This window comes from Gammaproteobacteria bacterium, from assembly GCA_035546635.1.
In the GTDB taxonomy this organism is placed as follows: domain Bacteria; phylum Pseudomonadota; class Gammaproteobacteria; order JAURND01; family JAURND01; genus DASZWJ01.
In genome coordinates this window covers 18,578-30,693 of sequence record DASZWJ010000014.1, presented here as the reverse complement: position 1 = coordinate 30,693, position 12,116 = coordinate 18,578, and the positions used below count along the sequence as shown (strand labels likewise).

General features: G+C 40.1%; 7 protein-coding genes. All 7 read right to left on the bottom strand.

Going from position 1 to position 12,116, the window contains the following annotated elements; all coding sequences use genetic code 11:
• Window positions 1-9: 9 nt before the first annotated feature.
• The gene (locus tag VHE99_02745) at window positions 10-1,185 is read right to left on the bottom strand and encodes an ISL3 family transposase (GenBank protein ID HVV67943.1); all 1,176 of its coding nucleotides are present in this window, start codon (window positions 1,183-1,185) and stop codon (window positions 10-12) included.
• A gap of 508 nt (window positions 1,186-1,693) precedes the next feature.
• Entirely contained in the window at window positions 1,694-4,162 is a 2,469-nt protein-coding gene (locus tag VHE99_02740; GenBank protein ID HVV67942.1) for a hypothetical protein, read from the bottom strand.
• A gap of 168 nt (window positions 4,163-4,330) precedes the next feature.
• Window positions 4,331-4,771, bottom strand: coding sequence for a LysE family transporter (locus tag VHE99_02735; protein ID HVV67941.1), 441 nt, complete (start codon window positions 4,769-4,771; stop codon window positions 4,331-4,333).
• Window positions 4,772-4,865: 94 nt separating this feature from the next.
• Window positions 4,866-6,353 (bottom strand): class I SAM-dependent DNA methyltransferase, encoded by a 1,488-nt coding sequence (locus VHE99_02730; protein ID HVV67940.1) that lies wholly within the window; start codon window positions 6,351-6,353, stop codon window positions 4,866-4,868.
• Between the two features lie 12 nt (window positions 6,354-6,365).
• Window positions 6,366-7,865 carry a restriction endonuclease subunit S gene (locus tag VHE99_02725; protein ID HVV67939.1) on the bottom strand — a complete coding sequence of 500 codons (1,500 nt, stop codon included), beginning with the start codon at window positions 7,863-7,865 and terminating at the stop codon, window positions 6,366-6,368.
• On the bottom strand, window positions 7,862-10,669 hold the full coding sequence (locus tag VHE99_02720) for a DEAD/DEAH box helicase family protein (GenBank protein HVV67938.1): 2,808 nt from the start codon (window positions 10,667-10,669) through the stop codon (window positions 7,862-7,864). Before VHE99_02720 ends, VHE99_02725 begins: the two co-directional genes overlap by 4 nt.
• Before the next feature lie 285 nt (window positions 10,670-10,954).
• Window positions 10,955-12,022 (bottom strand): hypothetical protein, encoded by a 1,068-nt coding sequence (locus tag VHE99_02715; GenBank protein ID HVV67937.1) that lies wholly within the window; start codon window positions 12,020-12,022, stop codon window positions 10,955-10,957.
• Window positions 12,023-12,116 lie beyond the last annotated feature (94 nt).

Genomic DNA, 12,116 nt, shown 5'->3' with positions numbered 1-12,116 from the left:
GGCACTTCATCAACCACATAACACTCTAACTCGTAATCGGTAGTTTTCAAAATTTTTAAATCCATACGCACGTCTTTGAATCAACTTCATCTTGCGATGGAACCCTTCTGTTATTCCATTATTCTTAGTAAACCGCCACATCCTCACTACTTCTTCTCGCCATTGATAGAGCGTTTTGCCTAAAGTCCTTAATGGCTTAAATGGGCTTTGTTTTAATTCTTTTATTCGCTCTAAAAATAGGGGTATTAAATGTTTACACTGCCTTGCTTTCCGGTGCTTATACATCAACAACTCATGTAGCTGCTGTTTAAAATCATAGATCGCTTTGATCGCCGGCTGTTGCTCTAGGTATTCGTCTCTCTTCTTCTTGCGCTTCTCACATAGATTTTCAGGTTTTGTTCTTAGCGCAGCCAATAATCCGCGCTGATACTTCATTTCCACATCGATACTTTGATAGGTCTGTAAACACATGTGATTCAATAAACGAACCACATGGAATCGATCTGCTACCACCAATGCATTTGGGAAATACTGACGGATTAATTGCCTGTAAGAACTACTTAAATCAATACAGATGACTCTTACCCTTTCTTTTCCTTTTAATTGCGATAAATAACTTTTTAAGTCTTGCGCGGATTTGCCTTTCACTACGTCAAATATCCGATGATGACGCAAATCGCATAATGTCGTCGCAAACCCTTGCTTTTTACTAAAAAAATGTTCGTCAATGCCTAGAACCATCGGGCATTGCTGTTGCAGCCTTTCTTGATGCTCTAGCTTGTAACGCTGATGATACCAGCGTTCTAACGTGGCTTTGCCTAAGTGATAGGTTTTAGCCAAGGATTTAGCAGATACGCCTTCCGTATGCTGATGATAAATCTCAAACTTTAGTCGTTCTGTCGAGCGTTGATGTTTGCCAATCCCAGGGAACTGTTGGTTGAAATAACGTTTACAAGGCCTGCAATAGAATTTATGAGCTGTAAATCGTAATACCATTGGCCGATGACCTACTGTTTCATGTCGGACCTTACGAATATAGCTGGATTTTTTGCGTAAATTTTTACCATTACAATGCACACATCGTGCTTGGCGACGATAATGAATGTCCAATATCAAGGGGTTATAACCACTGACTTTTTTGATAGTAAAGCCGGGCAAATTTAGGATAAAATCCCGTTGGGGCATTTTTAATCTCCTTTTTCTCATCCAATCAATGAGTAAGGTATATTATTTTTGATTAAAATGCCCCCTTAATTAGGGGAGAGCCGGGACGTTTGATTACACGCCATCAGCATATCTTCATGTTTTTTTGTTTTTCAAAAATAAGTATCCATAAACGTTGTGCATCTTCATCTTTAGGATCGAACTCTAATGCTTTATCATAGGCTGCTAGAGCTTGCTCCATCTATCCCAAAAAGAATAAAGCAAAACCTTTATCACGATATAACAGCGCATTAGGATTTTTCTTTAATTCCATTTCAATCCAATTGAGTTTTTTCAATAGGTCTTTTTTGTGCATGGTGATCTCCCTGTATGTGAGATATTTAAATTCCATTTTCATTGTCTATTAGGCTTTTATGTAATAGTTTACTTGTATGTGTCATTACATGCTACTCCATAAATTTTATTATCAATAGCGATACTTTTTTACCATGTAAAATAAATTTCAGAAAGGCCAGTTATGCTAAAAAAGTCATGTGTTTATTGATGGCAATATTGCTTGACTATCAGAGCTAGAAACTTCTTCTGATGCAGTTTCAGTATTTTTTAGCTGTGTTATTGTTGAAGATATTGAGGTTAAACCAGTGGGTGTAGTTTGTGCAATGTGTACTTTATCTTCACGCATTGTACTTGCTCTGGTTTGCTTTTTTCTACCTCTTGGAGCTGGATAGAAAAATCGCCCAAATGGCCCTGGTAGAGGTGGTTCTGTTTTACCAGAACTAGAACGTTTTTGTTCCTTAGCATCTATTGTTATCGCAGGTAATGGGATACTCTGGAGAACATTCTGCGCTACTGAGGTGGCCTGGGAATTATTTGAAGGTGGTGAAGAATTATTGTTCATATTGGCAGATGATGATGACAAGAAACTGGCTGCTAAACGTGCAACCAACGACGGACTTTCTTGGGGAGGTCTGGGTGGAAGAGGAGCTGTTTCATCATCATCTTGTTGCAAAGGGCTAACATCGGGTGGCAACGGTTCAGAAATTGCCATCGATAGCATTTGTAGTATTGTTTCTTCAATAATTTTATTGGAAGAATTTTTATCTACATCCGAGCTGCCAATTCTTGGCAAAGTGGGCTTTCCCAATACTTTTTTATCGTCAGTATTTTTATCTGCCGTTGTATCCTCAACTGGCATTAAGTCTAATAGAGAATTCTCAACTAATTGCTGGGTTGGAGATTGAGCTGGTGTTATTCGACTTTTAGTATCCGGCGTGATCGGGTAGTCAGCAAATGGATTGATGAAATTTTCTAAATCAGGTAATAATGGATTTGGTAAGGAAATTTCTGAACTGGAAATTAGTGCCGTGGGTGACCCAGACAGCCTGGATTTAGCTTCGCCGGTTTTCTTATCTTTGACAGGTGTTTCAACCTGACTCTGATCAATATATCCTGGGTCACGACTCTTTTTATCCTCTTCTATATCTGAATTGGGGAGATTAATTTGATCTCCATGACGACGATTCCAAAGAGGACTATGGCTTATAGAAATTTTGGTAATCTTACATTCGGTAGGCGAATGTTCATTAATAGAACCTATAAATGAAGTACGGTGTGCACCAGTCTCTAATTGCTGCCCTTCAAAATGTTTATCAGGATTACCGGCCAGGATTTCTTCTTGACGAGCTGCAGATAGGTAATAAGGAGTTGATGGTGGTGATTGATAATTGGGAATTGTATGGCGAAATTTAAACTCTGAATCAAAGCCAGGCAGGTCAGTATTAATAATTTGTGCACGTGGAAACTTCTCATCAAATGGTACTTCATTGGCATCAGCATGTGCCCTGGCAGTGGCACCACCTAGACTATTATTGTGTGGGGATTCTTTTGTAATCCATGCCTTCCAATCCTGAGGAGATATCCTATAGTCACCATTTTGTCTAGTCTCTAATCGATACTCAGCATCGCGACTATTATTAAAACGAAAAAAGCGTTTTCTTTGTTCAACGCTTGCTGAAATATGAACGTAATCAGCTACAACAACGTGAGAAGGTGCATAGCCATTACCTTCATGCGTCTCTACTTGAGTAGGTTGGTCATAGTTTTTAAATTCATTAATTTGGCATAACCAATCGCCTTTATCACTATTTTTTCTTACATGATGCTCAAAATATTTTTGTCTGACCCATAGACCAAATACTCTATTTTCCCAATACATATTTTCTTCATGTTGATCGGCGGGTAATTGATTATAGCTGGGATCTAAATTTATCTGATTGTCACTATGTTGGATGCCATGACCATCTACCATCCCTTTTACTTTATACGGCCCAGGGGAAGGTTTACCATTTGGCGATAGCTCAATACCACTTTCATTATATGTTGTATTGCCAAATTTCCCGCCATCAGTTCTCTTAGCTTTAACTGTATGAGTTGCTTTGTGTTCAGATTTAGTCCCTCTATACCTATGTCCTAGCTGCCTTTCGTCTCGCCAATAAAGCATGGATGGATCATCCGGGTTGCCGAATGCTAAAACTTTTGTTTCTTTAAGTTCGCCCTTGGGCTTTAGATGGACAAGCCGCCCACTTTTTGTGCGTTGCCATCTTTGTTGCTGCTCATGCCAATGATGGTCTAATGGGAGTAATTGATCTGATAAATTATTGACACCAGGGACTATGGCCGCAATTTGTTTTTCAGCAGGCTCAAAAATTTGACCTAATCGATGAATATGCTTGAGTTTTTTGGCATTTTTTAATTCTTCATATGATATAGCTACTGCCTGTGGTGATATTCCTTTTTCAACAAAATTAACTAAGGCTTGAACTAAATCTTCAGTCTTTCCAAATTGAAAAATTTCATTATGAGCATTAAACCAAATATCAAATTTCTCTGCATGAGCAGCTGTCCAGTTAATTTGATTGTGTTGAGCAATTCCAATACATTCTTTAATTAAATCTTCCTTGTCTGAAGGAGTTTTAAAATGTAAATCTATTTGCAGCATAATATCCCCCCAATAAAAATGGATATATGTAAAAAATTAAAAAATTACCATGATTAGTTATAAGTGAAGCAATTTAATTACATCAATAGGGGACAATAGGAGTAGGAGGTTATGATAACATAACCTCTCATTCTGTTTAAAATTTATGAACAGTTTTTTAAGGTGGGGTTATTTATGTTTTGCTTTTAGCATGGCTAGTTCGATTTCTGCTTGATGCTGCTTGGTGGCAGCTGCTGTGTATTGCTGCTCTAGGCGATTAAACCGCTCTTGCAATTCCAGCAGTTGTTTTTCTAACATCATTTTCTCTGTGATGGGGTGCTCCACGCTTTTCTCAGACTGAATAAACTGCTTTTCAATTTCTTTCAGCCGATTGGCATAATATAATAAATAAAAAGAACCAAAAATTTTTAATACAGTTAACACTTTCTCATCGAGAGCAATCATGCCCTGTATTGCTAATGCAGATATAGTGATTAAGATGAGTGAAGCAGCGTTTGTGCCAATAATTGTACGCATGGAATCTGATAACCCAGTTTTTAAACTGGTGTTAATTACAAGTAGGGTGACAGGCCCAGGAGTTCCTAGAAACGAACAACCGAAGCTATAAATAAAGCAAGTATTGATAAATCAAAATTCATATGGTATTTCCTTCCACAGCACCTGAAACGGGGCAGAGCTAAATGAACTCATGGTGCCGTTCGTATTATTTTTTAGTAAGTCCAAGAAGCACTTCTCTGAAAATACTGAGACTCGCTTCCAGATTTTCAATGATTTCCTCTGCGATATCCTCTGGTTCAGGAAGATTATCCAAATCAGTCAAACTTTTGTCCTTCAACCAGAAAATATCAAGACTGGTTTTATCACGTGCAATTAGCTCTTTATAACTATATTTGCGCCAGCGCCCTTCTGGATTTTTTTCAGGGTGCCAAGTTTCTTTGCGTTTATTTGGGTTCTTCGGATTGTAACACTTAATGAAATCTGCTAAATCTTCAAAACGCATGGGCTTTTTTTTGAGCGTGTGGTGGATGTTGGTGCGGTAATCATAAAACCAAACATCCTTAGTCCAGGCATTGGGGCTAGCGGGTTGGTTGTCAAAAAACAAAACGTTTGCTTTAACTCCATTGGCATAAAAAATACCTGTCGGTAAACGTAGGATAGTATGCAGAGTGGTATTTTCGAGCAGCTTTTTCCGAATAATTTCACCGGCGCCACCTTCAAATAGCACATTATCGGGTACCACGACTGCCGCCTTGCCTGTGGTTTTTAGCATGGTGCGAATATGTTGCACAAAATTAAGTTGCTTGTTTGAAGTAGTTGCCCAAAAATCTTGACGGTTATAGGTTAGTTCATCGGTCTGTTGCTCTCCCTCTTCATTGGTAAAACTCATGGAGCTTTTTTTACCAAAAGGTGGATTTGCCAACACATAATCGAAGCTAGCGGAACTTGCTGCTATCAATGCATCATTTGGAGAAACCAAGCTATCACCATCAATTTCACCGATATTATGCAAAAACATATTCATTAAACATAATCGACGCGTATTGGCGACAATTTCATTACCATAAAATGTATTGTGCTTAAGAAATTTTTTTTGCGCTTTGTCGAGTGAATAATGTTCTGGGTTTGTCAAAAAATCATAGGCTGCTAGGAAGAATCCACCCGTACCACAAGCAGGATCCGCTATAGTTTTTTCCGGTTCAGGACGTAGGCATTCTACTATCGCACGAATCAATGGCCTGGGTGTGAAATATTGTCCAGCGCCCGATTTTGTATCTTCTGCATTCTTTTCTAATAGTCCTTCGTAAATATCGCCTTTAACATCGGCACCCATCATAATCCACTGAGTACCGCCTATCATATCTATTAGGCGATACAACTTAGCTGGGTCCTGAATTTTATTTTGAGCTTTTGTAAAAATCTGGCCCAGCATACCTTTCTGTTTGCCAAGCTCACCTAACAACTCAACATAAAGAACTTCAAGCTCAGCACCTTTCTTACGGGTAAGCGCTTGCCAGTTATATTTTTTCGGTATGCCTACATCACGGTTGTAGGGCGGTTTGGCATACTCATCCGCCATCTTCAAGAAAATCAGATAAGTGAGCTGTTCAAGATAATCGCCGTAGCCGACACCGTCATCGCGTAAGGTGGTACAGAAGCTCCAGACTCTGGAAATAATGGAGGAGGTATTCATAGTAGTTATTCCTTATGAGCGAGCATTTGCTTGCCTTGATCGATTAATTGGTCTTTGCTTTTTAGTGGCTCGGCCAGTAACCAGCAGCTTTTTTTCTGCTTTTATACGATCTAGCAATTTGCTGGCTGGTTCGTCATTTGGGTCTTGGGGTACAAGCTGGCCGGAGAAGGCTTGTTTTAGAATGGATTGGCGGAGGTTCTCAGCTTTTAAAAGTTGTATTTTAATTTCCTTTGAAAGTTGTGAAATAGATTCAAATTTCTCATTAAGAGAAATTTCTATCACATCCATTTCGGCGCGTCCACAAATAGGAATAACGATGCTTTTGATTCTATCCTGTCCAATATTGCGCATAGATTCCTGGTTACCTGTGCTTCTATCCATTATTTCAGTGCGACCATAGTGGGAGCGTAAATATTCGAGAACATATTTTTGGTTTATGCTACTGAAGTTAATTCGCAATGTCTTATCGCTCAGCATTATAGGTTTTGTGACTCTTTTTGTGATGATACAATTACCCACTAATTCAATAGTATTTGCGCGACTAAGGATAAAATCACCATTTTTTATGAAATAAGCTGGATTTACTTTTTCAGCATCAAGACAAGTTTTACTTTCAGATTCATTGTATTCACCCCAAGTTACGGCGCTGACTTTCACAACGCCGACTTCACCAGCTATTGGTGGACGTTCATCACACTTAAAACTTTTACCTGCATCGATTTTATCAATAAAGTTACCTAATCTTAAAAATATCCATCCTTCTGGTAACTCATATAATTTCTGAATTTCAGATGACAACAATGAAGTAATTTGCTCTGTCTTTTTTGGTTTAGCAGGCCTTTTCTGTTTTTTACCCCTTGTCTCCCATTCTTTCACCGCTGTTTTCCAGTCTTCCAGTTGCTGTTGGTAGCGGGCATCGCGCTCTTGTTGGATGCGATCAAGTAGTTGCTCTGAGGTTTCCAGTTTGTCGGCATTTTCCTCACGCCACTTGGCGGTGAGTTTGCCTTCAAAGGCGTGTTTGAGTATGGCTTGGCGGTAAACCCTGAGTTGTTCACGGGCAGTTTTGAGTGCGGCGATGCTGTTATCTAACTTGGAGAAAAGTTCTTCGATTTTGGCGACGATGCGTTTTTGATGTGATAACGGAACTAATTTTACAGCACAGTCTGTAATATCACTAATTCGAAGATACTTGATTGTTGAGCCACGAGCACCTGCGGTAATCTTAGCTACATGATGCATAACTAGATAGAACAACCATTTTCCATCAACTAGTTTCGGTGTTATCACATAAGTTCGCTGATAAGCGTTAAATTTTCCTTTGTAATATTTAACACTAAAGTTTCCATTGCCAGCTAGAAGCACAGCTTCTGTATCAAATGCGGCTGCATTAATTGTTAGATTTTCTTCTCCACAAGTGAAAAATGGATATTTCCCATGATGATCCCGAGCATTTGCATCGAGTTTTCCAGTGGTAATAAATGTTACTTCACCTAATTTTGTATCAATATTCACGCCACCAACTCCCGATTCAATTCTTCTATAGCCCAATCCATCCGCTCACCAAACAACTGATACATTCGCCCAAGCCCACCTTTCGCATCAAACGGCGCTCTCTCCAAATCATCTCGTTCAAAGTGAAACGAGCTGGCAATATGATCTCGAATTAAATGCAACCATGCCATTTGTTGTGCGTTAAATTTGTCACTATTACCGGAATGATATCTCATAATCCAATTCTGGAAATTCTTTCTAACGGTATTGTCAAACGGTGTGATATGACTGTCAATGCCACAAGCACGACGTATCAATGCCACCAAGGCAGTCAGTTCGCTTATCGGATTATTACCCCGACAATTGTCGAGGTGTGAGTAAGCTTCCCAGATGCGTAATGGGGCGAGTTTCGGTCGATCTTGCTTGAGCTTTTCCAGCAGGGCTTTAATTTGCAGATAGGTCACCTCAGCGCGTCTTGCCGGAATATGAAAATAAATGCTCAAGGCATCAATTTGATTGGCTTGTTCCTGAAGGTATTTAGTAAATTCTTGGGTTAATATTTTAGCATTTTCCGTGGTTTCACCCGCCCATTCGGCTTTACGAACCCTGTCTAAATCATCGTGAACAATGGTTTGCTCTTTGTCACGACGAATGCTATCAATTAACTCGATCAATTCACCATTAAAGACATTGGCGATTTGGTTTACCAATTCTTTTTGTGCTTGATCGCGAGCAGCCTCGCCGGGATCGGTACCTACGGGTTGGCCGGTAATTTCCAGCGCTCTTTGCTCCACGCGGTCACCATCAATAGCCTTAAATAGTTCACCGACAATCATTAACAGAGGTGTGCCATGCGCTTTTTCGGCAATACGAGCACGTTCTTTTTCATCTAATTGTTTATCAAGTCTAGCTAAGCGGCCAGCAAGTGAAGATACCGTATCGCTGTCACTAGCGCCCATCATGACGTCCATTGCTAAATCTTTGAGCGATACCCCAGGTTTGGTGATGAGGGGACGGGTAGCGGTTTTCACTGATCTGGTAACCCCAACGGCATCGACAATCACATAATGCGTTTTTGCACTTGGCGCTGAAGGTGTGACTTTGCGCAAACTGTCTTTATCTAAAATACGCGTGCCGCGGCCTTTCATTTGTTCGAAGTAGTTTTTGCTTCGCACATCCCGCATAAATAGTAGACATTCCAATGCTTCTATATCAGTCCCTGTTGCAATCATATCGACGGTAACAGTAATGCGTGGGTGGTAATCGTTACGAAATTGCTTTAGCACCGATTTGGGGTCCTCACCTTTTTCTATGATATTCCCCTCGATATCGGTTTGATTTTGCGCCGCACGGTAGGTGACCTTTTTGCAGAACTGATTGCTCTCGCCAAATTCTTCCCGTACCGTTTGGATGATATCATCGGCGTGGCTGTCAGTTTTGGCGAAGATTAACGTCTTTGGTACTTCTTTGCGACCCGGGAAGATAGTGGGTAATGTTTGTTTAAACGTTCGAATTACCGTGCGAATTTGATCCGGATTGACGATACTTCTATCCAGTTGTTGGTTTGTATAGATTTCTTCTTCATCTTGGATTTCCCAACGTTTACGGCGGGTAGTGCGTTCACGCTTTTCTACATGCTGTTTGGCCGTAATCTTTCCACCTTGTGCGGTTATTTCAGTTTCAATCACAAAGGTCTCATTGCCCACATTCACACCATCAGCCACCGCTTTTTCGTGATCGTACTCGCTGACGACATTCTTGTGAAAGAAACCATAGGTGCGGTTATCAGGCGTTGCAGTTAAGCCGATCAGATAAGCATCAAAGTATTCCAGTACCTGTCGCCACAGGTTGTAGATGGAGCGATGACATTCATCAATGATGATGATATCGAAAAATTCGGGCGGGAGGTTTCGATTATACACAACAGGCAAAGGCTCTTTTGGACGGCTGTATTGTTCTGCTGGGTTTTGTTCTTCCAATGCCTCATCAAGTGGTTCACCTTTCAAAATGGAATACATACGTTGGATCGTGCTGATGTACACTTGAGCATCCTTGGTTATATAGGGGCTTTTCAGCCGTTGCACGGTATAGAGTTCCGTGAACTTGCGATTATCGTCATTAGGCAAAAATTTCATGAAGCATGCTTCTGCTTGTTCTCCCAAGTGCTTGGTGTCTACTAAAAATAGAATGCGATTAGCATTCACTGGCTCTTTTAAAAGACGATAGATAGCAGTAATTGCGGTAAAGGTTTTACCTGCGCCAGTGGCCATTTGCACTAATGCGCGGGGTTTGTCTTGTTTTAGAGAAGTTTCTAAATTATGGATTGCTGTAATTTGGCAATCACGCAGGCCGTCCATTTTCAGTGGTGGGAAATCTTGCAAGCGGCCACGCAGGCTTTTATTTTCCTGCATCCATTTAGCTAATGTTTCAGGGCAGTGAAAATTAAATATTTCACGTGAACGTGGATTTGGGTCTAAATAATCGGTAAAACGCGTGATGACACCCGTACTTTCATACACAAATCTCAGTGGCTGGCTGTTATTGACCCATTTTAACTTCGCATTAGCATAATTGGCAGATTGTTCTTCTACTGTGGTAATTTTTTCACCCCAAGTTGAGGGTTTAGCTTCAATGACGCCAACTGCTTGTTTATTGACAAACAGCACATAATCTGAAGGGCCTACATCGGTTGGATACTCGCGTACAGCCACGCCTATTGCGGCTGAAAAGTTGATCTTCCTTTTATCTTGTACAGTCCATCCTGCCTTTTTAAGTAGGATGTCTATTTCATCACGGGCAACTTGTTCAGGATGCTGGTTGACCATATTTCCCTCCTGGTTATTGAGCTGAGCTTGAAGAATTAGTGTGCTTCTCATTCGAAAAGGCAGTCTTCTGGGACATTGGTGAAGCATTTAGCGCTAAATAATAGCAGTAACCAGCCTCAACTCAAAGCAAACAAACTGGTACAATTGTTTGATTTAATTAAAATGTTTTGATTGTTTCTACTGGTGGTTGTGCATGCACAATTACTAGCATCGTGGGGAAGAGGTCAATTACTCACATGACACAAGCTTTTTAAAGCTATGTCATGTGAATACTTGACCTCTTCTCTATGCTAGAGATCGCGAACGCTCATTTTTTGCTAGCTTTTGGTTATATTCAGACTCCAATTTGGCTCGTTCATCTTCATAAAATTTTTGTTGCTTATCACTTAGGCCTTTAAATTTAGGATTAGACGATATTTCAAAGGTATTTTTTTCAGGAGCACTCCAAAACCTATCTTGATAATAAATACACCCTCCGATACCTGCTTCTACTTCCTGTGAATCACAAAAAGTTGCCTTACCTGTTCGCTTTGGTCCGGCAGGCAAATCGAAAGGATCACATATAAATTTTTTATCACTGGATTTTCTATTTCCTGGAATAGTTATTCGGGCGATTGAATGATGAGCAGTTTCTCGATTCATATATCTTGCTGCATGCACCATCAACCTAGCATTTTCCTTCTGGATGGCTGGTTGATGAGATAAAATCGTGACGACGCGTGACGCCATGCCTGCGCAATTGGGTACATCCATGTGGGCTGTGACAAAAAGTCTCCTATTCAAATCTTGGAAAACTTCTGAATCTTTTCTAATCCCACACCGGTTTGCTCTCTCTAACAGTTTGGCGTGTTCAAGCTCATATTTAGACATGCCAGCGGAACCCATTTTTTTCATCTTTTCCATGTCTTCCGAATTGAGTGATGATTCACCTGGTCTGTTCTTATTCAATGGTGTAATAGTGGCGGCTACCATTGCACATACAGTACGAGCGCATTTTTCTGCTGAACCTGTATCATCACATCCTTTAAATTTTGATTTAGGAGACGTTTTAAAAAAATCAACTTGACCAGGCTGTTCTACAGTTGCTGTAATTAACGGAGATTCTTCCAGCTCAGATTTGCTATGCATTTTTTCAGCAGCTGCCATCGGTAACCCAGCCTGATGAATAGCACCTACACCACGAGCTAATGCATTTACTGCTATGCTGGCAAATACTAGAAAATATTTTATAGGGGCAATTTGTGGAGGATTTGGATTGTTGACCATTTTATCAATTTTATCTTGAATATCAGGTGGCTCATAGAATGTTAAGGGCTCACGGGTTTGCTTCTTTTCGCTGCTTTTCGTGTTCATGACGGTAAAGATCTCTGAGTGTTAGCTTAAAATGATTTTTTGAGAAAATTGATAACTATAATTTTAGGGACGAAATATTAACGTTTTATGAAAA

What these genes read in the sequence shown, in the direction of transcription:
- VHE99_02745 (HVV67943.1), bottom strand. Translation starts at nt 1,185, where the DNA reads ATGCCCCAACGGGATTTTATCCTAAATTTGCCCGGCTTTACTATCAAA.
- VHE99_02740 (HVV67942.1), bottom strand. Translation starts at nt 4,162, where the DNA reads ATGCTGCAAATAGATTTACATTTTAAAACTCCTTCAGACAAGGAAGAT.
- VHE99_02730 (HVV67940.1), bottom strand. Translation starts at nt 6,353, where the DNA reads ATGAATACCTCCTCCATTATTTCCAGAGTCTGGAGCTTCTGTACCACC.
- VHE99_02720 (HVV67938.1), bottom strand. Translation starts at nt 10,669, where the DNA reads ATGGTCAACCAGCATCCTGAACAAGTTGCCCGTGATGAAATAGACATC.
- VHE99_02715 (HVV67937.1), bottom strand. Translation starts at nt 12,022, where the DNA reads ATGAACACGAAAAGCAGCGAAAAGAAGCAAACCCGTGAGCCCTTAACA.